The organism is Serratia ficaria, assembly GCF_900187015.1.
Classification (GTDB): Bacteria; Pseudomonadota; Gammaproteobacteria; order Enterobacterales; family Enterobacteriaceae; genus Serratia; species Serratia ficaria.
Genome location: NZ_LT906479.1, coordinates 792460 through 817138 on the forward strand (window position 1 = coordinate 792460; position 24679 = coordinate 817138).

Annotated in this window: 21 protein-coding genes; 8 read left to right on the forward strand and 13 right to left on the reverse strand. The window is 62.1% G+C overall.

Annotation, left to right across the window (positions count from 1 at the left end; translation table 11 throughout):
* The first annotated feature begins 84 nt into the window (after positions 1-84).
* Together kefF and kefC are read left to right on the forward strand one after the other, a co-directional pair.
* Positions 85-642, forward strand: coding sequence for a glutathione-regulated potassium-efflux system oxidoreductase KefF (kefF, locus tag CKW09_RS03695; protein ID WP_061794922.1), 558 nt, complete (start codon positions 85-87; stop codon positions 640-642).
* Complete coding sequence (kefC, locus tag CKW09_RS03700; protein ID WP_061794923.1) at positions 635-2488, forward strand: glutathione-regulated potassium-efflux system protein KefC; 1854 nt, start codon at positions 635-637, stop codon at positions 2486-2488. The genes kefF and kefC overlap by 8 nt, the downstream gene beginning before the upstream one ends.
* Before the next feature lie 36 nt (positions 2489-2524).
* Here kefC and CKW09_RS03705 read toward each other — a convergent pair whose 3' ends face one another.
* Entirely contained in the window at positions 2525-3139 is a 615-nt protein-coding gene (locus CKW09_RS03705; RefSeq protein WP_061794924.1) for a LysE family translocator, read from the reverse strand.
* A 129-nt stretch (positions 3140-3268) separates the two neighbouring features.
* On the opposite strand from CKW09_RS03705, the gene CKW09_RS03710 reads away from it, so the two are divergent.
* From CKW09_RS03710 to CKW09_RS03725, 4 genes are all read left to right on the forward strand, one after another.
* Positions 3269-4069, forward strand: coding sequence for a threonine/serine exporter family protein (locus CKW09_RS03710; RefSeq protein WP_061794925.1), 801 nt, complete (start codon positions 3269-3271; stop codon positions 4067-4069).
* Complete coding sequence (locus tag CKW09_RS03715; protein ID WP_061794926.1) at positions 4066-4530, forward strand: threonine/serine exporter; 465 nt, start codon at positions 4066-4068, stop codon at positions 4528-4530. The genes CKW09_RS03710 and CKW09_RS03715 overlap by 4 nt, the downstream gene beginning before the upstream one ends.
* A gap of 142 nt (positions 4531-4672) precedes the next feature.
* Positions 4673-5155 carry a type 3 dihydrofolate reductase gene (gene folA / locus CKW09_RS03720; protein WP_061794927.1) on the forward strand — a complete coding sequence of 161 codons (483 nt, stop codon included), beginning with the start codon at positions 4673-4675 and terminating at the stop codon, positions 5153-5155.
* A 180-nt stretch (positions 5156-5335) separates the two neighbouring features.
* Positions 5336-7225, forward strand: coding sequence for a PhoX family protein (locus tag CKW09_RS03725; RefSeq protein WP_095095713.1), 1890 nt, complete (start codon positions 5336-5338; stop codon positions 7223-7225).
* Positions 7226-7261: 36 nt separating this feature from the next.
* Here the strand turns inward: CKW09_RS03725 and apaH are convergent, their stop codons facing one another.
* From apaH to lptD, 6 genes are all read right to left on the reverse strand, one after another.
* A complete protein-coding gene (apaH, locus tag CKW09_RS03730) occupies positions 7262-8113 on the reverse strand; it encodes a bis(5'-nucleosyl)-tetraphosphatase (symmetrical) ApaH (RefSeq protein WP_061794929.1) in 852 nt (283 codons plus the stop codon).
* A 2-nt stretch (positions 8114-8115) separates the two neighbouring features.
* Positions 8116-8493 (reverse strand): Co2+/Mg2+ efflux protein ApaG, encoded by a 378-nt coding sequence (apaG, locus tag CKW09_RS03735; protein ID WP_061794930.1) that lies wholly within the window; start codon positions 8491-8493, stop codon positions 8116-8118.
* A 12-nt stretch (positions 8494-8505) separates the two neighbouring features.
* Complete coding sequence (gene rsmA, locus CKW09_RS03740; protein WP_061794931.1) at positions 8506-9324, reverse strand: 16S rRNA (adenine(1518)-N(6)/adenine(1519)-N(6))-dimethyltransferase RsmA; 819 nt, start codon at positions 9322-9324, stop codon at positions 8506-8508.
* Complete coding sequence (gene pdxA / locus CKW09_RS03745) at positions 9317-10309, reverse strand: 4-hydroxythreonine-4-phosphate dehydrogenase PdxA (protein WP_061794932.1); 993 nt, start codon at positions 10307-10309, stop codon at positions 9317-9319. Before pdxA ends, rsmA begins: the two co-directional genes overlap by 8 nt.
* Complete coding sequence (surA, locus tag CKW09_RS03750; protein ID WP_061794933.1) at positions 10296-11597, reverse strand: peptidylprolyl isomerase SurA; 1302 nt, start codon at positions 11595-11597, stop codon at positions 10296-10298. The genes pdxA and surA overlap by 14 nt, the downstream gene beginning before the upstream one ends.
* 65 nt (positions 11598-11662) lie before the next feature.
* Positions 11663-14026 carry an LPS assembly protein LptD gene (lptD, locus tag CKW09_RS03755; RefSeq protein ID WP_061794934.1) on the reverse strand — a complete coding sequence of 788 codons (2364 nt, stop codon included), beginning with the start codon at positions 14024-14026 and terminating at the stop codon, positions 11663-11665.
* A gap of 228 nt (positions 14027-14254) precedes the next feature.
* On the opposite strand from lptD, the gene djlA reads away from it, so the two are divergent.
* Complete coding sequence (gene djlA / locus CKW09_RS03760) at positions 14255-15061, forward strand: co-chaperone DjlA (protein WP_095099998.1); 807 nt, start codon at positions 14255-14257, stop codon at positions 15059-15061.
* 153 nt (positions 15062-15214) lie between these two features.
* Here djlA and rluA read toward each other — a convergent pair whose 3' ends face one another.
* The 3 genes from rluA to CKW09_RS03775 form a co-directional block, all read right to left on the reverse strand.
* Complete coding sequence (rluA, locus tag CKW09_RS03765) at positions 15215-15865, reverse strand: bifunctional tRNA pseudouridine(32) synthase/23S rRNA pseudouridine(746) synthase RluA (RefSeq protein ID WP_061794936.1); 651 nt, start codon at positions 15863-15865, stop codon at positions 15215-15217.
* Between the two features lie 55 nt (positions 15866-15920).
* A complete protein-coding gene (rapA, locus tag CKW09_RS03770) occupies positions 15921-18827 on the reverse strand; it encodes an RNA polymerase-associated protein RapA (RefSeq protein ID WP_095095716.1) in 2907 nt (968 codons plus the stop codon).
* Between the two features lie 225 nt (positions 18828-19052).
* On the reverse strand, positions 19053-21419 hold the full coding sequence (locus CKW09_RS03775) for a DNA polymerase II (RefSeq protein WP_095095718.1): 2367 nt from the start codon (positions 21417-21419) through the stop codon (positions 19053-19055).
* A gap of 220 nt (positions 21420-21639) precedes the next feature.
* Here CKW09_RS03775 and CKW09_RS03780 point away from each other — a divergent pair, with 220 nt between their 5' ends.
* The gene (locus CKW09_RS03780) at positions 21640-22410 is read left to right on the forward strand and encodes a DedA family protein (protein WP_095095722.1); all 771 of its coding nucleotides are present in this window, start codon (positions 21640-21642) and stop codon (positions 22408-22410) included.
* 27 nt (positions 22411-22437) lie between these two features.
* On the opposite strand, the gene ilvN is transcribed toward CKW09_RS03780, so the two are convergent.
* From ilvN to ivbL, 3 genes are all read right to left on the reverse strand, one after another.
* Positions 22438-22731 (reverse strand): acetolactate synthase small subunit, encoded by a 294-nt coding sequence (gene ilvN / locus CKW09_RS03785; RefSeq protein ID WP_061794940.1) that lies wholly within the window; start codon positions 22729-22731, stop codon positions 22438-22440.
* A 3-nt stretch (positions 22732-22734) separates the two neighbouring features.
* Positions 22735-24429, reverse strand: a complete 1695-nt coding sequence (gene ilvB / locus CKW09_RS03790) for an acetolactate synthase large subunit (protein WP_061794941.1) — start codon at positions 24427-24429, stop codon at positions 22735-22737.
* Between the two features lie 112 nt (positions 24430-24541).
* A complete protein-coding gene (ivbL, locus tag CKW09_RS24450; RefSeq protein ID WP_154747116.1) occupies positions 24542-24655 on the reverse strand; it encodes an ilvB operon leader peptide IvbL in 114 nt (37 codons plus the stop codon).
* Between the last annotated feature and the right edge of the window lie 24 nt (positions 24656-24679).

Consider the following 24679-nt stretch of genomic DNA (forward strand, 5'->3'; position numbering starts at 1 on the left):
CTATCAATCAATCAGCGAACTGTCACCCTGTGTGGTTGGTATATGCTTGATCTATTGGCAAGGAACGAAGGAACGACGACCCCCATGATTCTGATTATTTACGCCCATCCTTACCCCCGGCATTCCCATGCCAATCATCGCCTGCTGCAGGCGGTCAGGGATCTTCCCGAGGTAGAGGTGCGCTCGCTGTATGAGCTGTATCCCGACTTCAATATCGATATCAACGCCGAGCAGCGAGCGCTGGAGCGCGCCGACATGCTGGTGCTGCAACATCCGATGCAGTGGTACAGCTTTCCGCCGTTGCTGAAGCTGTGGATCGACAAGGTGCTGGAGCACGGCTGGGCCTACGGCCACGAAGGCGACGCGCTGGTGGGCAAGGACTGCCTGTGGGCGGTGACCAGCGGCGGTGACGAACACCATTTCGCACTGGGGGATTTCCCGAACTTCGCCGCACTGGCGCAGCCGCTGCAGGCGACGGCGCTCTATTGCGGCATGAACTGGCAGCCCTATTTCGCGGTGCATAATACCTTTACCTGCAACGAGCCGGCGCTGATTGCCGCCGGCGAGGCCTACCGCCAGCGGCTGGTCGAATACCTGATGGAAAACAGCGAAGCGGCGGAACGGGGAGCCAGCCATGGATAATCACAACCTGATGATCGAGGGGCTGATTTATCTCGGCTCCGCCGCGCTGTTCGTGCCGATCGCGGTGCGTCTCGGGCTGGGCTCGGTGCTGGGCTACCTGATCGCCGGCTGCATTATCGGCCCCTGGGGGCTGAAGCTGGTGTCGGACGCCGAGTCTATCCTCACCTTCGCCGAAATCGGCGTGGTGCTGATGCTGTTTATCATCGGCCTGGAGCTGGATCCCAAGCGGCTGTGGACGCTGCGCGCCTCGGTATTCGGCGGCGGCAGCATTCAGATGGCCGGCTGCGGGCTGGCGCTGAGCGCCTTCTGCTACTTCCTCGGGCTCGACTGGAAGGTGGCGCTGCTGATCGGCCTGACGCTGGCGCTGTCTTCCACCGCCATCGCCATGCAGGCGATGAGCGAGCGCAACCTGACGCCGTCGCCGATCGGCCGCAGCGCGTTTGCCGTGCTGCTGTTCCAGGATATCGCGGCGATCCCGCTGGTGGCGATGATCCCGCTGCTGGCCAGCAGCGGCGCCGCCACCACGCTGGGCGCCTTCGGCATGTCGGCGGCCAAGGTGGTGGGCGCGCTGGCGATGGTGGTGCTGCTCGGCCGCTATGTCACCCGCCCGCTGCTGCACTTCGTGGCCCGTTCGGGCATGCGCGAGGTGTTCAGCGCCGTGGCGCTGTTTTTGGTGTTCGGTTTCGGCATCCTGCTGGAGATGGCCGGGCTGTCGATGGCGATGGGCGCCTTCCTCGCCGGGGTGCTGCTGGCCAGCTCGGAGTATCGCCACGCGCTGGAAAGCGATATTCAGCCGTTCAAGGGCCTGCTGCTGGGGCTGTTTTTTATCGGCGTCGGCATGTCGATCGACTTCGGCACGCTGTTCCACCATCCGTTGCTGATCGCCTCGCTGCTGCTGGGCTTTATGCTGATCAAGGCGGCGCTGCTGTGGCTGATCGGTCCGTTGCTCGGGGTGCCGAAACGCCAGCGCGGCATGTTCGCCATTTTGCTGGGCCAGGGCAGTGAGTTCGCCTTCGTGATCTTCGGCGCGGCGCAGCTGGCGGGCGTGCTGCCGCCGGACTGGGCCAAGTCGCTGACGCTGGCGGTGGCGCTGTCGATGGCCGCCACGCCGCTGCTGTTGGTGATCGCCGCGCGGCTGGAGAAAAACGCGCCGAAGGAAGAGCGCCCGGCGGACGTGATCGACGACGAGAACGCCAGCGTGATCATCGCCGGTTTCGGCCGCTTCGGCCAAATCGCCGGCCGCTTGCTGTTGGCCAACGGCGTGCATACCGTGGTGTTGGACCACGATCCGGACCATATCGAAACGCTGCGCAAGTTCGACACCAAGGTGTTCTATGGCGACGCCACCCGCGCCGATCTGCTGGAGGCCGCCGGCGCCGCGCACGCCAAGGTGCTGATCAACGCCATCGACGACGTGGAGGCCAACCTGCAGCTGACCGAGCTGGCCAAGCGCCACTTCCCGCACCTGAAGGTGGTGGCGCGCGCGCGCGACGTCGATCACTGGTATCAGCTGCGTCAGCTGGGAGTGGAAAACCCGGAGCGCGAGACCTTCGAAAGCTCGCTGCGCATCGGGCGCGAAACGCTGGAGCTGCTGGGGCTGGATGCCTACGAGGCGCGGGAAAAGGCGGACACCTTCCGCCGCTACAACCTGAAGATGCTGGAAGATACGCTGGAGAACTACCAGGATACCGAGTTCCGCATCGCCAGCCTGCAGCGCGCCAAGGAAATGCTCAGCGCGGCCATCGAGCAGGATCAGAATCGGCTGGCGCGGGTGCAGCAAACCGGCTGGCGCGGCAGCATCGACGGCAAAGCGCCGGAAGACGAGGTGGTGGAAGCGAAGGGATAAGGGAAGGGGCGCCGCGATGGCGCCCCATTTTTTTGCTTAACTTAGCGCGACCTTGATGCCCAGCGCGATCAACATGCCGCCCAGCAGCTTGTCGACTATCTTCTGCGTCTTCTCCAACCCGCGGCGCACCGGCCCGCTCTGGATCAGGAACACCAGCACCGGCCACCAAACGGCGGACAGGCCGAGAATAATCCCTGCGTACCACAGCTTCTCCCCCAAACCGGAATCGATCTGCAGCACCTGGGTAAATACCGCCAGGAAGAACAGCGTGGCCTTCGGGTTCAGCAGATTGCACAGGTAACCCTGCACAAAGGCGCTCTTCAGGCTGACCTGTTGGCGCGGCAGATTGCCGACGTTCATCTTGCTGCCGCCACGCGACAGCAGCGCCTGAATGCCGACCCAAATCAGGTAGACCGCCCCGGCGTATTTCAGCAGGTTGAACAACCACGGCGTGGTGGTGATCACCACCGCCAGACCGGCGACGCAGTAGGACATATGGGTGGCGACGCCGCAGATCACGCCGAAAGCGGTCATCATCGCCGCCAGGCGCGGATAGCGGGCGGCGTTCTTGATCACCAGGAAAAAATCCGGGCCGGGTGACAGCATGCCCAGGGTGGCGATGCCGGCGACGAACAGCGAAGTTTCAAGCATGGTTGGCGTCTCTGCGAAAAAGGCGTGATGGAGGTGATAATAACGCCGCTTCCCCTGATGCGCATCAACCCAATGAGGTAATCTTTGGCACTATGATGAATCTTCACTCAGGGCTAACCACGGAGCATTATGCAGCAAATTCAGGCGACAGATCTGCCGGAGCCGCACCGGCAACAGAGAGAAATCACCCGGCTGTGCATCCAGTGCGCGTTGCTGTTGCTGCAGCACGGCGCTGAAAGCACGGTGGTGGAGCAACTGTCGACCCGGCTGGGGTTGGCGCTGGGGATGGACAGCGTGGAAAGCTCCATCTCGGCCAACGCGGTGGTGCTGACCACTCTCAGCCACGGCGCCTGCCTGACCACCACCCGCAAGAACGTCGACCGCGGCATCAATATGCAAATGGTGACCGAGGTGCAGCACATCGTGATCTTGGCCGAACACCGCCTGGCCGATGCGCATGACGTAGCCCGGCGCTTTGATAGGCTCCGCCCGCTGCGCTACCCGCGCTGGCTGGTGGTGCTGATGGTGGGCTTGTCCTGCGGCTGCTTCAGCATGCTCAACGGCGGCGGCGGCGACGCCTTTCTGGTGACCTTCATCGCTAGCGGCGCGGCGATGCTGGTGCGCCAAATGCTCACCGCGCGCCATATGAATCCGCTGATCAACTTTTGCCTGACGGCGTTTGTCGCCACCTCGCTGTCGGGATTGCTGCTGCGCCTGCCGGCTTTCGGCGCAACCTCCAGCGTGGCGATGGCCGCCAGCATATTGTTGCTGGTGCCGGGCTTCCCGTTGATCAACGCGGTGGCGGATATGTTCAAAGGCCATGTGAATACCGGGCTGGCCCGTTGGGCGATGGCCAGCCTGCTGACGCTGGCCACCTGCATCGGCGTGGTGATGGCGATGTCGCTGTGGAACTTGCGGGGGTGGTCATGAACCTGCCGTGGGCCCTGCTGCAGGAGATGCTGCTGGCGGCGGTGCCGGCGCTGGGTTTCGCCATGGTGTTCAACGTGCCGGTGCGCGCGCTGCGCTACTGCGCGCTGCTCGGCGCGGTGGGCCGCGGTTCGCGCATGCTGATGATGCACGCCGGCATGAACATCGAGTGGGCGTCGCTGCTGGCGGCGATGTTGATCGGCATCATCGGCATCTACTGGTCGCGCTGGCTGCTGGCGCACCCGAAGGTGTTTACCGTGGCGGCGGTGATCCCGATGTTCCCCGGCATTTCCGCCTATACCGCGATGATCACGGTGGTGGAAATCTCGCATCTGGGCTACAGCGAAGCCCTGATGGAGACCATGATCACCCACTTTCTGAAGGCCAGTTTTATCGTCGGCGCACTGTCGATTGGCCTGTCGTTGCCGGGGCTGTGGCTGTACCGAAAACGCCCCGGCGTGTAACGGCAACGGCAATCGATTGCTGGTTATTAGATATACTGATAAGAGCTATCTTATATATTCATCTTGCTTGATTAGCCTATCGACGGCAGATAGGCCTTTACGTATAGTGTGAGCAATTTTGCTGCCTACACAGGGTTAAACAATGATTATCAGCCTGATCGCTGCCTTGGCGGCGGATCGCGTTATTGGCATGGAAAACGCCATGCCCTGGCACCTGCCGGCGGACCTGGCGTGGTTTAAACGTAACACGTTGAATAAGCCGGTCATTATGGGCCGCAAGACCTTCGAATCTATTGGCCGCCCGCTGCCGGGCCGCCATAACATCGTCCTGAGCAGCCGTGCGGGCAGCGAGACCGGGGTGACCTGGGCCACTTCGCTGGACGAAGCGCTGGCCGCGGCCGGCGAGGTGGAAGAAGTGATGGTGATGGGCGGCGGGCGCATTTACACCCAGTTCCTGGCGCGCGCCAACCGCATGTACCTGACGCATATCGACGCCGAAGTCGGCGGCGACACGCATTTCCCGGATTATGAGCCGGATGAATGGGAAACCTCATTCAGTGAGTTCCACGACGCGGACGAGCTGAATTCTCACAGCTATTGTTTCGAGATCCTGGAACGCCGCTGACGTTCGGGCGTTAACCTGATCTTCCTGAGGGCGCAAGAGATTGCGCCCTTTGTCGTTGCCGTTCCCGCCTGCCGTAACATTTTCGTCACACTTCCTGATTAGTATGAAGCCCAACTCTGAGCGCCCCGGCAACTCTGGTGAATTTCGATCGCGGCGCCATTCATAAAAGGAAGCAAAGCCATGACGACCCACATTGAGCAATTAGACGCCGACCGCCTGAAGGATCCCGCCCGCCGTAAGCTGCTGCTCGGCAGCGCCGGGGCGGTTGGCCTGGCCGGTTTTCTCGGCGGCGGCATCTGGACGGTATCCGCCGAGGCGTTGGCCGAAGATCTGCCGCCCAACAGGCTGCTCGGTTTCAAGGGCATCGCCGCCTCCACCGCCGACGAGGTGGCGATTGCGCCGGGCTACCGCGCCGAGGTGCTGATCTCCTGGGGAGAGCCGCTGGTGGATGGCGCTCCCGCCTTCGATCCGCAGGGCAACAACAGCGCCGCCGATCAGGAAAAACAGTTTGGCGACAACAACGACGGCATGAGCTTCTTCCCGATCGATGACCACCACGGCGTGATGGCCATCAACAACGAATACGTCAACGAACAATACCTGTTCGCCCACGGCGGCGCCAAGGCCACCAGCCTGGAGGACGTGCGCAAGTCACAGGCGGCGCACGGCGTTTCCATCGTGGCGGTGAAGCGCATCGGCGACGGCCAGCGTTGGGAGGTGGAGCGCCCTTCACGCTATAACCGCCGCATTACCGCCAACAGCGAAATGCGCTTCAGCGGCCCGGCCGCCGGCCATCCGCTGCTGCAGACCGCCGCCGATCCGAGCGGGCGCAAGGTACTGGGCACCTTCGGTAACTGCGCCAACGGCAAAACGCCGTGGGGCACCTATCTGACCTGCGAAGAGAACTTCGACACCTATTTCGGCACGCATCAGGCCGATTACCAGACCACGCCGGAGCAGCAGCGTTATACGCTGAAGGTCAGCGAGCCGGAGCGCAACTGGCCGGATTACGACGAGCGTTTCGACGTGGCGAAGAACCCGAACGAATTCAACCGCCACGGCTGGATCGTGGAAATCGATCCGTTGAACCCGACGTCGACACCGATCAAACACACCGCGCTGGGCCGTTTCAAGCATGAGAACGCCGCGGTTACCCTGGCCAAAGACGGCCGCCTGGTGGTGTACATGGGCGATGACGAGCGCGGCGAACATATCTATAAATACGTTTCCAAAGGCGTGGTGGACGCCGCCAACCCGGCTAACAACCGCAGCCTGCTGGACGAAGGCACCCTGTACGTGGCGCAATTCGACGGCGACGCCGGCGGCACGCCGCTGAAGGGCACCGGGCGCTGGATTGCGCTGGAGTTCGGCAAGAACGGCCTGACGCCGGAGAACGGCTTTCGCGATGCGGCGGAGGTGCTGATCTTCGCCCGCAAGGCGGCGGCGCAGGTGGGCGCCACCAAGATGGATCGCCCGGAATGGATCGCGGTGAACCCGCATGACGGGCGCGCCTATTGCACCCTGACCAACAACAGCAAGCGCGGCGAGGCAGGGATGCCGCTCAACGCCGCCAACCCGCGGCCGAACAACGTTTATGGCCAGATCATCCGCTGGGACGAAGGCGGCGACGCCACGGCGGAGAGCTTCGCCTGGGATATCTACGCGCTGTGCGGCAACCCGATCGCCCACCCGGAAGGGGTCAACCGCGGCACGCCGAACATCACTGCGGAAAACACCTTCAACAGCCCGGACGGGCTGGGCTTCGATCAGGCCGGCCGCCTGTGGATCCTGACCGACGGCAAGTACAGCAACCAGGGCGATTACGCCGGCCAGGGCAACAACCAGATGCTGGTGGGCGACCCGCAGAGCGGGGAGATTCGCCGCTTTATGGTCGGCCCGAAATCCTGCGAGCTGACCGGCATCACCTTTGCGCCGGACTATAAAACGATGTTCGTCAACGTGCAGCATCCGGGCGAGGAGGGGGATTCCCATTTTCCGCACAACAGCCCGCGCCCGCGTTCATCGGTACTGATGATCACGCGTGAAGACGGCGGGGTGATTGGGGCGTAATGCGTGATTGAGGCGGCCGGGCGGCCGCCTCAATCGTCAGGATGCGACCAGGCGGGCGGTGCTGTCGGGCATTTCGCCGCGGTTGGCGGGCTGGGTAAAGTAACGGCGGTCTTCCCAGCGCAGCATGGTCAGATCCCCGCCCCAGCAGCAGCCGGTATCCAGGCCGATGATGCCTTCAGGCGTGCCTTTGCCCTCCAGCGACGCCCAGTGGCCGAAGATGATGCTGTACTCGGCATCCACCCGGCGCGGCAATTCGAACCACGGCTTCAGCGGCGCGGGCGCAGTGCCCGGCGCATCTTTGCAGATCATGTCCAGCTGGCCGTTGGGGAAGCAGTAGCGCATGCGGGTCAGGGCGTTGGTGCTGAAGCGCAGGCGGGCCAGGCCGCTCAGTTCCGGCGACCAGTTGTTCGGCATATCGCCGTACATGGCGTCGAGGAACAGCGGGTAGCTGTCGCTGCTCAGCACCGCTTCCACTTCGCGCGCGCAGATCCTGGCGGTCTCGATATCCCACTGCGGCGTAATGCCGGCGTGCGCCATCACCAGCTTCAGCTCATCATCCACCTGCAGCACCGGTTGGCGGCGCAGCCAGTTGATCAGCTCATCGGCGTCCGGCGCTTCCAGCAGCGGCGTGATGCGATCTTTGGGTTTGTTGCGGCTGATGCCGGCGTAGACCGCCAGCAGATGCAGATCGTGATTGCCCAGCACCATGCGCACCGCCGGGCCGAGCGAACGCACGTAGCGCAGCACGTCCAGCGAACCGGGGCCGCGGGCCACCAGATCGCCGGTCAGCCACAGCCGATCGCGCTCGGGATCGAAAGAAACCTGGGCCAACAGCGACTGCAGTTCATCGAAACAGCCGTGAACGTCGCCGATAAGGTATGTCGACATAATTAATGGATCAGCGTTGGAATAGCTAAGCGGAACACGGGAATAGCGGTGCGGAACGGCTGACCCTGGTGGTCAACCATTTCGTAATGGCCTTCCATGGTGCCCAGCGGCGTTTCGAGAATGGCGCCGCTGGTGTATTGGAATTCGCCGCCGGGCGGAATGAGCGGCTGCTCGCCGACCACGCCTTCACCCTGAACTTCGGTCTGGCGACCGTTGCTGTTGGTGATCAGCCAGTAACGGCCCAGCAGCTGCACGTTGAAACGCCCCAGGTTGCGGATGGTGATGGTATAGGCGAAGACATAGCGTTCTTCTTCAGGTATCGACTGTGATTCCACATAGACGCTCTGAACCTGGATACATACACGGGGCGAATCAATCATGACAACAACTCCTTATTGCTGCGGCGCGGGATTGGCTGACAGCCAGTTCGCCAGCTTGCAGTACTGCGCCACAGAAATATTCTCTGCTCTGAGCGAAGGATCAATGCCCAACTCCGTCAGCTGTTCCGGAGTAAACAGATCGCCCAGGCTGTTGCGGATGGTTTTCCGACGCTGGTTGAATGCCTGAGTCGTAATGCGGCTCAGCATGCGCACGTCGCCCACCGGGTTCGGCATCACGCTGTGCGGCACCAGGCGCACCACGGCGGAATCGACTTTCGGCGCCGGGGTGAATGAGGTTGGCGGCACTTCCAGCACCGGGATGACGTTGCAGTAGTACTGCGCCATCACGGTCAAACGCCCGTAGGCCTTGCTGTTCGGGCCGGCAACCAGACGGTTGACCACCTCTTTCTGCAACATGAAGTGCATGTCGCGGATTGCCTGAGTATAGCTGAAAAGGTGGAACATCAGCGGCGTCGAAATATTGTACGGCAGGTTACCAAATACGCGCAGCGGTTGGCCAGCCTGCTCGGCCATTTCGGCGAAATTCACCGTCATGGCGTCCTGCTGGTGAATGGTCAGCTTGTCCTTCAGCTGCGGGTGGTTGGCCAGGCGGGCCGCCAGATCGCGGTCCAGCTCAATCACCGTCATGCGGTCCATGCGCGCGCCGACCGGCTCGGTCAATGCGCCCAGGCCGGGGCCGATCTCCACGACCGCTTCGCCCGGCTGCGGGTGAATGGCGGAGACTATGCTATCGATGACAAACTGATCGGTTAAAAAGTTTTGTCCAAAGCGTTTGCGGGCAAAGTGCCCTTGGTGGACTCTGTTATTCATTACAATTAATTATCATTTTAATGGCGAGATTCAAGGCCGTTTTGAAACTGCCGGCATCGGCGGTGCCGGTGCCGGCCAGTTCCAGAGCGGTGCCGTGGTCGACCGAGGTGCGAATAAAAGGTAAACCGAGGGTGATATTCACCGCACGGCCGAACCCCTGGTATTTTAGCACCGGCAGACCCTGATCGTGATACATCGCCAGCACCGCATCGGCATGTTGCAGATACTTGGGCTGGAACAGGGTGTCCGCCGGCAGCGGGCCGATCAGATGGATGCCTTCGGTGCGCAGCGCCTCGAGCGCCGGCGTGATGGTGTCTATCTCTTCGCGCCCCATGTGGCCGCCTTCCCCGGCATGCGGGTTCAGCCCGCAAACGTAAATCTGCGGCTGGGGGATGCCAAATTTGGTTTTCAGATCGTTATCGAGAATGCGGATGACTTCGAACAGGCTTTGGCGGGTAATGGCGCCCGGCACCGCCAGCAGCGGCAGGTGGGTGGTCGCCAGCGCCACGCGCAGCTCTTCGGTCGCCAGCATCATCACCACCCGATCGCAATGGCTGCGATCGGCAAAGAATTCGGTATGGCCGATAAAAGGCACGCCGGCGTCGTTGATCACGCCCTTGTTCACCGGGCCGGTGATCAGCGCGGCGAATTCGCCGTTCAGGCAGCCGTCGCAGGCGCGCGCCAGGGTTTCCACCACGTAGGCGCTGTTGCCGACGTTCAGCTCGCCCGCGACCACCGGTTGCGCGGTGGCCACCGGCAGCACCGTCAGCGTGCCGGCGCGCTGCGGCTGAGCCGGCTGCTGCGGCTGGTAGTCGCGCAGCGTCAGCGGCAGGCCCAGTTGGCGGGCCCTGGCAAGCAACAAGGCCGGATCCGCGCACACCACCAGCTCAACAGGCCAATCCTGTTGCGCCAGCGCCGCCACCAAATCCGGCCCCACCCCGGCGGGTTCGCCGGGGGTAATGACGATGCGTTTATTGCTGTGCATTGCTGCCATCGAGGATCTTCACGTAGGACTGGGCGCGTTGTTCCTGCATCCAGGTCTGCGCTTCTTCGGCAAACTTGCGGTTGAACAGCATGCGGTACGCGCGATCTTTCTGCGCGGCGTCGGTTTTGTCCACCTGGCGGGTATCGACCAGTTGGATCAGATGCCAGCCGAAGGAAGAGTGAACCGGTGCGCTGATTTCGCCCTTGCTCAGCTTCAGCAGCGCGTCGCGGAACGCCGGATCATAGATGTCTGGCGAAGCCCAGCCCAGATCGCCGCCCTGCAGGGCAGAGCCCGGATCCTGAGACAGCTGTTTGGCTTCATCGGCAAACTTGGCGCGGCCGCTCTTGATCTCCTGCGCCACGCTTTCCAGCTTGGCGCGCGCCTGATCGTCGGTCATCACCACCGAAGGTTTCAGCAGGATGTGGCGGGCGTGCACTTCGGTGACGGAAACCGACTGGCTGGCGCCGCGGATGTCGTTCACCTTCAGAATGTGGAAGCCGACGCCGGAACGGATAGGGCCGACGACGTCGCCTTTTTTGGCGCTGACCAGGCGTTCGGCGAACAGGGTAGGGATCTCCTGCAGCTTGCCCCAGCCCATGTTGCCGCCTTTCAGCGCCTGCGAGTCGGCCGAATAGGTGATCGCCAGCTTGCCGAAGTCGGCGCCGCTGTTGATCTCGCCCATCAGGCGCTTCGCCAGCGTTTCGGCTTCGTCAACCTGCTGCTGCGACGGGTTCTCCGGCAGCGGGATCAGGATGTGGCTGATGTTCATTTCGGTATCGCTGCCGTTCTGGGCGCCAACCTGCTTCGCCAGCGCGTCCACTTCCTGCGGCAGGATGGTCACGCGGCGGCGCACTTCGTTGTTGCGCACTTCGGTGATCAGCATTTCTTTGCGGATCTGCGCGCGATAGGTGTTGTAGTTCAGGCCGTCGTAAGACAGGCGGCTGCGCAGCTGATCGACGCTCATTTTGTTTTGCGCGGCGATGTTACCGATCGCTTTGTCCAGATCGGCATCGGAAACGTTGATGCCCATTTTCTTGGCCATCTGCAGCTGGATGTTATCCATGATCAGACGCTCAAGGATCTGGTGACGCAGCGTATTGTCGTCCGGCAGTTGCTGGCCGGCCTGTTGCGCGTTGAGTTTCACCGACTGCAACAGACTGTTGACGTCGCTCTCGAGTACCACGCCGTTATCCACGACGGCGGCGACTTTATCCACTTCTTGGGGTGCTGCGAACGCGGCATTGGCGCAAACCACCAATCCGAGAATAAGCGTTCTCCAGTTTTTCATACATTTCCCATTATGTAATCCGCAAATGCGGGTGAAAGTTCTCGTTTTCAAAGTGTTACAAAGTATCAGAACCCACGCTGGTACGGCAGAATGCCGGATCGCAGCATTTCCTCAGAGCCGAGGCTCTGGTTGCTGCTCAGGCCGCGCAGTTCGATGTTGAATGAAACTTTGTTGTCGTAAACGCTGCTATTGTTGCTGTCGTTCCAGTCGGTGATCTTGCGCTCATAGCCCAGGGTCACCGCCCAGCAGCAGGTGTTGTACTTCACTCCCAGCAGCTGATCGGCGGACTGCTTGGCGCGGGTGTCGTAGTAATACGCGCCCACCACCGCCCAGCGATCGGCGATTGGCCAACTGCCGGTGATGCCCACCTGAGAAATACCGTCCTGATAGGCCGGCACCGACTTGGTGTTCAGCGCCGTCTCGATATATTCCGGCGTGGCGTAGCGGTAGTTCAACTGCACCACGCGTTCCGAATCCTGACGGTACTCCAGCACGCCGTTGCCCAATGAAACGCTGTTCAGGCGCGTATCATACTGCAGACCGCCGCGCAGGCCCCAACGATCGTCGAGCTTCCAATAGGTATCGCCAGCCCAGGCCAGGCTGCCGGTATCATCGTTGTTGTCGTAACCCGTCGTCTGGTCGCCGGTGCGTGAACGGCTGAAGTAGTAGATTTGACCCACGGAAGCGTTAAAACGTTCAACCAGGGCGTCATCATAAATTCGGGTGGTCAAACCGGTGGACACGCGGTTCTGCGAAGCGATGCGATCCAGGCCGCTGTAGGTGCGGTCGCGGAACAGGCCGGAGTAGTCGGTCTGCAGCAGCGTGGTGTCGTAGGTATAGATGTTGCTCTGGTCGCGGTACGGCACGTACAGGTACTGCACGCGCGGTTCCAGCGTTTGCGTGGCGCCTTCCGACCAGATCATCGGCCGTTCGAACACCAGCTTGCCGTCGACCTTGAACTGCGGCAGCACGCGGTTGACCGAATCATCGAGATCCGGCGCGGCGCTGCCTTTGCGGCTCTGGTAGTTGGCGGCGAAACCGTCGGGAATATCCTGCTGATAATGGGTCGCCAGCAGCTTGGCTTCGGTGTTCAGGCTGGCCCAGCCGTTGGTCAGCGGCAGGCTGAGCGTCGGCTCCATATGCAGACGGGTGGCGTCCGGGCTGTATGGGTTGACGCTGGTGAACTTGGCCGCCTGACCGTAAATGCGGAAATCGAACGGGCCCAGGTCGTTTTTATAATAGTTCAGGTCCAGCTGCGGCTGTACCTTGTAAGAATCCGACTGGGTGCGGTCGGTATCGTCGTAGATCTGGAACTGCTTGGAGCTGAGGGTGGCGTCCCAGTTTTCGTTGGCGTAGCCGAGGCTGAACTTCTGCGTCGAGTAGCCGTCGGTGGTGGAGCCGTATTTGGAATCCAGATCGGTAAAGTATTTGGAATCGCTGACCTTGGTGTAGTCGACGTTGAAGCGCCACACCTGATCCATCACCCCGTTGTGGTTCCAGTAGAACAGCCAGCGGGTGCTGTCGTCGGGGTTGTCCTTGCTGTATTCCTTATCGTCCGGCAGCCAGTCGAACTCCATCAGGCCAAGGCCCGGCTGCACCAGGTAGCGGAACTCGTTCTGCCACTGCAGCCCGCGCTTCGACATATAGTGCGGCGTGATGGTGGCGTCGAAGTTCGGCGCGATGTTCCAGTAGTACGGCAACATGAACTCAAAGCCATTGTTGCTGCCGTATTTGGCGTTCGGGATCAGGAAGCCGGAGCGACGCTTGTCGCCGACCGGCAGCTGCAGATACGGGCTGTAGAATACCGGCACGCCGCCGATGCGGAAGCGGGCGTTCCACACTTCCGCCACCTGTTCTTCGCGGTCGTGGATCACTTCGGACCCGACCACGCTCCAGCTGTCGTCACCCGGCAGGCAGGAGGTAAAGGTGCCGTTTTCCAGAATGGTGTAACGATTGGCGCCGCGCATTTTCATTTTATCGGCGTCGCCGCGCCCCTGACGGCCGACCATCTGGTAGTCGCCCTCATAGACATCGGTATCTTTGGTGTTCAGGTTCGACCAGGCTTTCGGGCCCTTCAGTTTGATTTGATTGTCGCTGTAGTGCACGTCGCCGGTGGCGGTCACGGTGCGCACCGGATCGGCCTGCCCCGGATCCTGCGTCTGGTTCAGTTCCACCTGCTTGGCGGTCAGGGTGCTGTTGCCCTGCTCGATGTTGACGTTGCCGGTGAACAGCGCGCTTTTCGGGTAATCAGTGCGCGAATCGTCGGCATTGATGGTGACCGGCAGGCTGTTGGGATCGCCGCTGACCAAGGGTTTGTCGTAAACGGGGACGCCAAGCATGCATTGCTCGGCCAGATCAGCCAGCGCGTGCTGACTGTAGAGTGCCGTCCAAATCATTGTGGCCAGCAGTGTTGGGAAACTTTTTTTCATACGCGGTTTTGGTGTTCCGTCATCAGAGGCGTCATGTCCGGCAAACGGTCAGAGACTATATCACTCATCTGCGTTGCGCTAGTGTTAAATCCTGCCGTTTACTTGCGTCGTCGTTAGGCGCAAAGATAAATGACAGGTATGATAATCCAAATCCTGGGAAAAATCGCCTTAACCCTTACCTAAGACGGAAGGGATAGTGCGGCTTTCGGCATGATAATTGAGGAGTATATGCAGTATTGGGGAAAACTGCTCGGGGTCATCGTCGCCATTTGGTCTGGCGCGGGATTCTGGGGTGTAGTTTTGGGGCTGATTGTCGGTCATATGATCGATACTGCGCGCGGCAATAAGCGCAGCCGGGGTTTCTTCGCCGACCAGCAAACGCGGCAAACGCTGTTTTTCCGCACCACTTTTCAGGTGATGGGTCACCTGACCAAATCGAAAGGGCGTGTTACCGAGGCGGATATTCAGATCGCCAGCCTGTTTATGGATCGCCTGCAGCTGCATGGCGAGGCGCGCACCGCGGCGCAGCAGGCGTTTCGTGAAGGCAAGCAGAGCCAGTTTCCGCTGAGAGAGACGCTGCAGCAGTTCCGCAGCATCTGTTTCGGCCGTTTCGACCTGATTCGGATGTTTCTGGAAATCCAGATCCAGGCGGCGTTCGCCGACGGCTCATTGCATCCGAACGAGCGCCAGGTACTCTACGTGATCGCCGAGGAGCTGGGCATCTCGCATGCGCAGTTCGATCAGTTCCTCAGCATGATGGAGGGCGGGCGCCAGTTCGGCGGCGGTCGGCAGGGCGGCTACCAGCAGGCGCAGCGCGGGCCGACGCTGGAGGATGCCTGCAAGGTGCTGGGCGTCAGCAGCGGCGACGACGCCGCCACCATCAAGCGCGCTTACCGCAAGCTGATGAGCGAACATCATCCGGACAAGCTGGTGGCGAAAGGCCTGCCGCCGCAAATGATGGAGATGGCCAAGCAAAAAGCGCAGGAGATCCAGGCGGCATACGATCTGATCAAACGCGAGAAAGGCTTCAAATAACCCCAGGGGGATAGCGCCGTCATACTTCGAGCCGCAGGTGTGTTGGCTGCCTGCGCTTACCCCGGTCACGTACTTTTTGTACGCTCCCGGGGCTGCGCTTAGTTGCCGTCTTCCTGCAACTCGAATTATTTAAGGTATTCGTTGGCGATGAGCTCAGAAATCCGGCTCGGCGCGAAAATGCATCGGCGTCTGGAAGGCGGGGTGGGTGATGCGCAGCTCCTGCGCGTGCAGCTGCAGCCGCGGCGCCATCGCTTTGGCTTCGGGAGGCGCGTAGAAACCGTCGCCGAGGATCGGATGCCCCAGCGCCAGCATATGCACCCGCAGCTGGTGAGAGCGGCCGGTGATCGGCGTCAGCTGTACTCGCGTGCTGCCGTCGGCGTCGCGCGACAGCACGCGATATTCCGTTTGCGCCGCCTTGCCGGTGTCGAAGCACACTTTCTGCAGCGGCCGGTTCGGCCAGTCGCAGATCAGCGGCAAATCCACCAGTCCCTCATCCTGTTCCAGATGCCCCCAGACGCGGGCGATATAGCACTTCTTCGGCTCGCGTTCGCGGAACTGGCGCTTCAGCTCGCGTTCGGCGGGCTTGTTCAACGCCACCACGATCACCCCGCTGGTGGCCATGTCCAACCGATGCACCGACTCGGCGGCCGGAAAATCGGCCTGAATGCGCGTCATCAGGCTGTCTTTGTTCTCCGGCGCCCGGCCGGGCACCGACAGCAGGCCGCTGGGCTTGTTGACCACCATGATGTGCTCATCCTGATACAGGATGTGCATCGGGTCCTGCGGGGGATTGTAGGGTTCCATCTCGGCTCCGCTAAAGGGGCTGAACGGGGAGCCGTGGCTCCCCGCGTCGCGCCGGTTACTGGTGGGTGACCACCACCAGACGAATGGCGTCGAGACGCCAGCCGGCTTCGTTGAGGTTGGCCAGCACCTGACGGCGGTTGAACTCCAGCGCTTCGACTTCGTCGTCGCGGATGTTCGGGTTGACCGCCTTCAGCGCTTCCAGCCGCGCCAGTTCGGTGCTCAGCTTGTCGTCCGCTTCCTGTTTCGCCTGCTCGATAAGCTGGCGAGCCTGCGCTTCGACCAGGCCTTCCGCCTGCTGCAGCATGGCGTGCACGTCCTGCTGCACCGCATTGACCAGCTTGCTGGAGGTGTGGCGGTTGACCGCGTTGAGCTGGCGGTTGAAGCTTTCGAACTCCACCTGCGCCGCCAGGTTGGTGCCTTTGCGATCCATCAGCATGCGGATCGGCGTCGGCGGCAGGAAGCGGGTCAGCTGCAGGTGTTTCGGCGCCTGCGCCTCCACCACGTACACCAGCTCAACCAGCAGGGTGCCGACCGGCAGCGCCTTGTTTTTCAACAGGGATACCGCGCAGCTGCCGGTATCGCCGGACAGGATCAGATCCAGCCCGTTGCGGATAATCGGGTGTTCCCAACTGACGAACTGCGCGTCTTCGCGCGACAGCGCCTGATCGCGGTCGAAGGTCACGGTGCAGCCGTCCTGCGGCAGGCCCGGGAAGTCCGGCACCAGCATATGGTCGGACGGCGTCAGCACGATCAGGTTATCGCTGCGATCGTCCTGGTTGATGCCGACGATGTCGAACAGGTTGAGCGCGAAGCCCACCAGGTTGACGTCGTTATCCTGCGCGGCGATGGCTTCCGCCAGCGCCTGGGCTTTATCGCCGCCGTTGGAATGCATCTCCAGCAGGCGGTCGCGGCCCTGCTCCAGCTGCGCTTTCAGCTGGTCGTGCTGCTGGCGGCAGGCGTGGATGAATTCGTCCAGCCCTTCCTGTTCGGTCGGCGAAGCCAGATACCCGATCAGCTGCTCATAGCTGCTGTCGTAGATGGTGCGGCCGGTCGGGCAGGTGTGTTCGAAGGCGTCCAGCCCTTCGTGGAACCAGCGCCCCAGCACCGCCTGCGCGGTATTTTCCAGGTACGGCACCATGATCTGGATATCGTGCATCTGGCCGATGCGGTCCAGGCGGCCGATGCGCTGCTCCAGCAAATCCGGGTTGAACGGCAGATCGAACATCACCAGCTGGCTGGCGAACTGGAAGTTGCGGCCTTCGGAGCCGATCTCGGAGCACAGCAGCACCTGGGCGCCTTCCTCTTCGGAGGCGAAGTAGGCGGCGGCGCGGTCGCGTTCGATGATCGACAACCCTTCGTGGAACACCGCCGCGCGGATCGCTTCACGCTCGCGCAGCACCTGCTCCAGCTGCAGCGCGGTTTCCGCCTTGGCGCAGATCACCAGCACTTTCTCGTGGCGGTTGGCGATCAGGTAATCCAGCAGCCACTCCACGCGCGGGTCGAAGTTCCACCAGGTGGCGTTTTCGCCCTCAAATTCCTGATAAATCTGCTCCGGGTACAGCATGTCGCGCGCGCGCGCCTCGACGGTTTTCTTGGCGCCCATGATGCCGGACACTTTAATCGCGGTCTGGTACTGGGTCGGCAGCGGCAGCTTGATTTGATGCAGGTTGCGGTGCGGGAAGCCCTTCACGCCGTTACGGGTGTTGCGGAACAGCACGCGGCTGGTGCCGTGGCGGTCCATCAGCATGGTCACCAGCTCCTGGCGCGCCTGCTCGGCGTTGTCGCCGTCGCTGTTGGCGGCTTTCAGCAGCGGCTCGATGTCCTGTTCGTCGATCAGCTCACCCAGCAGGTTCAGTTTGTCGTCGGCCAGGCGCTCGCCGCTCAGCAACAGGGTGACGGCGTCGGCCACCGGGCGGTACTTCTGCTGCTCGGCGACGAACTCGTGATAGTCGTGGAAACGGTTCGGATCCAGCAGGCGCAGACGGGCGAAGTGGCTCTGCTGGCCAAGCTGTTCCGGGGTGGCGGTCAGCAGCAGCACGCCGGGAATGTGCTCGGCCAGTTGTTCGATCACCTGGTACTCGCGGCTTGGGGCTTCTTCGCTCCAGGCCAGGTGGTGGGCCTCGTCGACCACCAGCAGGTCCCACTGGGCGTCGGCCAGCTCTTCCAGGCGCTGCTTGTTGCGGCGCACGAAGTCCAGCGAGCAGATCACCAGCTGTTCGGTCTCGAACGGGTTGCTGCTGTCGAGCTTGGCCTCGGCATAGCGGCTGTCGTCGAACAGCGAGAAATAAAGGTTGAAGCGGCGCATCATCTCGACCAGCCACTGGTGCTGCAGGGTTTCGGGCACCACGATCAGCACGCGTTCGGCGCGGCCGGCCAGCAGCTGCTGGTGAATGATCATGCCGGCTTCGATGGTTTTGCCCAGGCCGACTTCATCCGCCAGCAGCACGCGCGGCGCATGGCGCTGGCCGACTTCGTAGGCGATATGCAGCTGGTGCGGGATCAGGCTGGCGCGCATGCCGCGCAGGCCGGCGAACGGCAGGCGATATTGCTCGCTCTGGTATTTGCGCGCGCGAAAGCGCAGGGCGAAGCGATCCATGCGGTCTATCTGGCCGGCGAACAGGCGATCCTGCGGTTTGCTGAAGGTCAGCTTGCTGTCCAGCAAGACTTCGCGCATCGCCACGCCGCTTTCCTGCGTGTCCAGGCGGGTGCCGATGTAGGTCAACAGACCGTTATCCTCTTTGACCTCTTCCACCTGCAGCTGCCATCCCTCGTGGCTGCTGATGGTATCGCCCGGATTAAACATCACGCGGGTGATCGGCGAATCGTTTCTGGCGTAGAGGCGGTTTTCACCGGTGGCGGGGAAAAGCAGGGTAATCATGCGCGTATCCAGCGCCACGACGGTTCCCAGTCCTAATTCGCTTTCCGTATCGCTGATCCAGCGTTGACCAAGTGTAAAAGGCATATATTGTCGGCTCGATTCTTTGTAAGTAAGTCCTGTCGCTACGGCGCAGCGACCTGTATTAAACCCGATTTATTTTAATTCGGCGGGCAATAGCTATAGCTCCCATGCCATCGTCGTCGGACGGCGCGGGGGGTGATTCAGAAATTGGGAAGGGCGCTATGGTAATGGAAGGCGGCGCGTTCGTCACCTGCAAAACCCGATGATTTTTCTTAACCCTTCGCGATCTCAGAACAGCCCCATCTGACCGGTGACCAGCGTGGTGAAATCGTCGTGCAGAAAAGGGAGTATAGCGTCTGCCACCGGTTGCAGCTGGCGCTCCAGATAATGTTGGTAGTCGATGGCCGAATGGCGCGTTTCCAGCGGCTCCGGCCCGGCGACGGTCATTACGTAGCTGATCCAGCCGCCGTTCTGGTACTGCAGCGGCCGCCCCTGTCGGCGATTGTAATCGTCGGCGATGCGCGCGGCGCGGGCGTGCGGCGGCACGTTGCGCTGGTATTCGTCCAGCTTTCTGCGCAGGCGCTTGCGGTAAATCAGCTGCTGGTCGAACTCGCCGTTCAGCGTCTTGCTGACGTAGTCGCGCACGTAGTCCTGATAGGGTTGGCGTTTGAAGATGCGCTGATACAGCTGCTGCTGGAACTGCTGCGCCAGCGGCGTCCAGTCGGTGCGCACCGTTTCCAGTCCTTTATACACCATTTCTTCGCCGCCGTCGGGGCGGGCTACCAGGCCGGCGTAGCGTTTTTTGCTGCCCTGCTCGGCGCCGCGGATGGTCGGCATCAGGAAGCGCGAGTAGTGGGTTTCGAACTCCAGCTCCAGCGCGTTTTCCAGCCCGTATTGCTGCTGCAGATGCCGTTGCCACCACTGATTGACCTGCTGCACCAGCGCGCGGCCAATCTGCGCCGCCTGCCGTTCATCGTGCGGCTGTTTCAACCAGACGAAGGTGGAGTCGGTATCGCCGTAGATCACCTGATAGCCTTCGGCTTCGATCAGTTCGCGGGTCTGGCGCATGATCTCATGGCCGCGCAGGGTGATGGAAGACGCCAGCCGCGGATCGAAAAAGCGGCAGCCGCTCGATCCCAGCACGCCGTACAGCGCATTCATGATGATCTTCAGCGCCTGGGACAACGCCTTGTTTTGCTGGCGCTTGGCCGTCTCGCGCCCCTGCCAGATCTGCTCGACGATCGCCGGCAGGCAGTGCTTGCTGCGCGAGAAGCGCGCGTTGCGAAAGCCGGGCACCGAATCGGCATCGTCCGGATGGCGCATGCCTTCCGCCAGCCCGACCGGATCGATCAGGAAGGTGCGGATGATCGACGGGTACAGGCTCTTGTAATCGAGCACCAGCACCGAGTCATACAGGCCGGGCTGCGAATCCATCACGAAGCCGCCGGGGCTGTGCTCCTCCGGCTGTTCGCCGAGGTTGGGCGCCACGAAGCCCAGCCGGTGCATGCGCGGCATATACAAATGGCTGAACGCCGCCACCGAGCCGCCGCTGCGATCGGCCGCCAGCCCGGTGACGGTGGCGCGCTCCAGCAGGAAGTTGAGCAGGTCGGTTTTGGCGAAAATGCGCGTCACCAGCTCGCAGTCTTTCAGGTTGTAGCGGGCCAAAGCCGGTTTGTCTTCGGCGAAGCGCCGGTCGATCTCCGCCATGCGCTGATAGGGGTTATCGATCGACTTGCCTTCGCCCAGCAAATCTTGCGCCACGTATTCCAGGCTGAAGGAGGGGAAGTTCCAGGTGGCGGATTTCAGCGCTTCGATGCCGTCGATAATCAGCCGGCCGGCGGCGGAGGCGAAAAAGTGATTCTGCTTGAAGCCATGCTCGCGCCACTCCAGCAGGTTGCCGCCGCGCCCCAGCCGCAGAGGGATCCGGTAACGTTCGGCGTGCTTTTGCAGCACCCGCAGATCGAACTGCACCAGGTTCCAGCCGATGATGGCGTCGGGATCGTGCCGTTCCAGCCACTGATTCAGCCGTTCCAGCATTTGCGGGCGGCTGATGCAGTACTCCAGATCGAAATCCAGCGCTTCGTCACCGCCGTTGGCCGGCCCCAGCATGTAAACCTGCCGCTGGCCGCAGCCTTCCAGCGCGATGGAATAGAGTTCGCCGTGGGCGGTGGTTTCGATATCCAGCGACACCAGCTTCAGCGCCGGGCGGTATTCCGGCGCCGGCTTCATCTGGCCGTTGAGCAACGGGCCGCCGCCGTTGGCCTGGCCGCTGAACCAGACCGGCGCGGTGATGAAACGCTCCATCAGGTAGCGTTCCGGCGGCCGGACATCGGCTTCGTAAACCGTGACGCCGCCTTCTTTCAGCAGCTTTTCCAGCTTGATCAACTGACGGTGCTGGCGACAATACAGCCCGATCATCGGGCGGTGATGGAAATCCGTCAACGCCAGCGGCTTCAGCTCCACCTGCCGCTCTTCGCGCAGCAACGGCTCAGCGCGCCGGCGCTGTTCCGCGGGAATAAAGGCCACCGAGGTCTGCGGCGGCAGGCGCAGTTGCCGCGGCCCGGCGTCGGTCGCCAGCCAAAATTCAACCTCGGTGCCGGCGGGCGTGTCGCGCCAGTGGCGAGTGAGCAGGAAACCCTGTTGCAGTGCTGTCATAACCCCTTCGTTCTCCGCCGGGCGGCGTGCGCGACATTCAGCGTGATGTCGTTTTTGGCGCTAATGCCAATATAGATGAATCATAGTATGGGTTTTTATACAGGGGTTGTCCACGGCTGTGCGGCGTTGCCAAAAACGCATACAATTCATCGATTGACTCGTCTCCGGCGGCACCGGACAATCCTCGGCCCGTGCGCTTTGCCTAACGAACAGAGGTTTAATGGAAGCCTATTTACAACATTTGATCACCCAGTCATTGGCTTTCACCCTGATGGTCGTCATGTTGGTCGCATTTTTGGAGTCGCTGGCGCTGGTGGGGCTGCTGCTGCCCGGCACGGTGATGATGGCCAGCATCGGTGCGCTGATCGGCAGCGGGCAGGTGGATTTTTATTACGCCTGGGCGGCCGGTATCGTCGGTTGTCTGCTGGGGGACTGGATCTCCTATTTTATCGGCCGCGCCTTCAAGGGGCCGCTGCACCGCTGGTCATTTCTGAAGAAGAACAAGGCGATGCTCGACAAAACCGAGCACGCGCTGCATCAGCACAGCATGGCCACCATTCTGATTGGCCGCTTTGTCGGCCCGACGCGCCCGCTGGTGCCGATGGTGGCCGGCATGCTCGATCTGCCGCCGTACAAATTCGCCCTGCCGAACGTCATCGGCTGCATCACCTGGCCGCCGGTTTATTTCTTCCCCGGCATTCTGGCCGGCGTGGCGATCGACATTCCCACCAGCGCCGACAGCGCCATGTTCAAATGGCTGCTGTTTGCGGCGGCGATGCTGCTCTGGCTGGCCGCCTGGCTAAGCTGGCGCTGGTGGCGCGAAGGCAAGCGCAGCGCCGATCGGCTGAGCCGCTGGCTGTCGCCGGGGCGGCTGCGCGCGGCCTGTTCGCTGAGCTGGCTGGCGGCGCTGGCCAGCTGTTACCTGCTGAGCCAACAGCCGCTGATGCCGGTGTATCGGCATCTGCTGTGGAAGGTGTTGTCCGGGCAATGACAACGGGGGCGTTTGCCCCCGTTCGCTTTACTGGAAGAACGCCTCCAGCTGTTCGAATACCCGCAGGTCCTCGCCGTGGCGCTTCACCTGCAGCACGTCCTCCAGCTTTTCGACCTGGCTTATCATCTGCACCAACCGCTGATCGTCGGCCACCAGCAGCCAGATGCGGCTCTGCTGGCCGTCTTTCAGCGGCATGCACAGAATGCCCTCGACGTTGAAGGCGCGGCGGGCGAACAGGCCGCAGACGTGCGACATCACGCCGGGATGGTTTCGTACCGCCAGCTCCAGGATCACCTGTGGTTTATCTTGTTGTTGCAGCATGGCTTATTCTCCAATCATGTCGATGTTGGCGGCGCCCGGCGGCACCATCGGGAACACTTTTTCATTGATATCGATCAGCGCGTGGATCAGGCATGGCCCCGGGCGGCGGATCGCCTCGGCCAGGGCGGCCTGCGGATCCTCCGCGGCGTTCAGATCGCAGGTATCCAGCCCGAAACCGGCGGCGATCTTGAGGAAGTCGGTGCGCTTCGGATAGGCGGCGGCAAAGATGCGCTGCTGGTAGAACAGGGTTTGTTGCTGATGCACCAGCCCTAACGCCTGGTTGTTCATCAGGATGATTTTCACGTCCAGATCCTGTTCGACCGCGGTGGCCATCTCCTGAATGTTCATCATCAGGCTGCCGTCGCCGGAGAAGCACAGCACCTTGCGCTGCGGTTCGGCCAGCGCCGCGCCGATCGCCGCCGGCAGGCCGAAGCCCATGGTGCCCAAACCGCCGGAGGTCAGCCATTGGCGCGGTCGGCTCAGCGGATAAGCCTGCGCCACCCACATCTGATGCTGGCCCACGTCGGTGGTGATGATGGCGCTGTCGTCCACGCAGCGCGCGGCGGCCTGCACCAGCCCGTAGTGGCTCAGCGGATCTTCCGCGTTCGGCATGTTGAACGGGAACTCGCGCTTCAGGTCGCTCACGGTGTTCAGCCACGCGCTGCGCGGCTGCGTCTCGATCAGCGGCAGCAGCTGCCGCAATACCTGACCCACGTCGGCATGAATGGCGATATTGGCCTGTTTCACCTTGCCCAGTTCGGCGCGGTCGATATCCACATGGATGATGGCGGCGTTGGGGCAGAACAGTTCGGTCTTGCCGATCGCCCGGTCGTCGAAGCGCGCGCCCAGCACGATCAGCAGATCGGCCTCCTGCAGAATAAAGTTGGTGCTGCGCGCGGCATGCATCCCCAGCATGCCCAGCGACAGCGGGTGTTCAACCGGCATCGCGCCCAGCGCCATCAGCGTCATGGTGGTGGGCAGGCTGGCGCGCTCCGCCAGTTCCAGCGCCTGCTGGTGGGCTTCAGCGCAGATAATGCCGCCGCCGAGGTAGAGGATCGGGCGCTTGGCCCGGTTGATCATGGCGGCGGCCTGCGCCACCTGCGCCGGTTCGAAGGCCGGCGCCGCATCGGGCACCGCAATCGGCGGCAGTTCGTCCAGCTCAATCTCCGCGGTCTGCACGTCTTTCGGAATATCGATCCACACCGGGCCAGGCCGGCCGGATTCGGCGATGCGGAAGGCGTCGCAGATCACCTGCGGCAGCTCGCGGATATCGCGCACCAGATGGTTATGTTTGGTGATCGGGATCGAGATGCCGTAGGTGTCCACTTCCTGGAAGGCGTCGGTGCCGATCATCGAGGAAGGCACCTGGCCGGTGATGCACACCAGCGGAATGGAATCGAGCTTGGCGTCGGCGATGGCGGTGACCAGGTTGGTGGCGCCCGGCCCGCTGGAGGCGATGCACACCGCCGCTTTGCCGTTGGCCCGCGCCATGCCCTGCGCCATAAAGCCCGCGCCCTGTTCGTGGCGCGCCAGCACGTGGTGGATGCGGGTGCTTTGGCTCAGCGCGTCATACAGCGGCAGCGCGGCGCCGCCGGGAATGCCGGCGACGGTGGTGATGCCCTGACGCTCCAGCAGATGAACGATCAGCTGCGCGCCGGTAAAGCGTTTGCCTGGGTGAGGCGTGCCCGAAATTGCCATTGTTCCTGTCCTTTCTCAAGGCCGGTGAGCTTTCCTGGGCAGGGGGCTAAAACTAGAAACCCCGCCCGGTTTGCGCCGGCGGGGTTTGGGAATCGATGCGTTGATTCGGACCCTACGGCGCATTGCCGACGACCACCACCACACGCACGACGACCACCGCGGCTGGTAGCGCGGTAACTAGTAGGGTCGAAGTCAGCGAGGATGCGATCACAGGGAACCTTATCATCAGTAAAAAAAGTCAGGTTTTTAT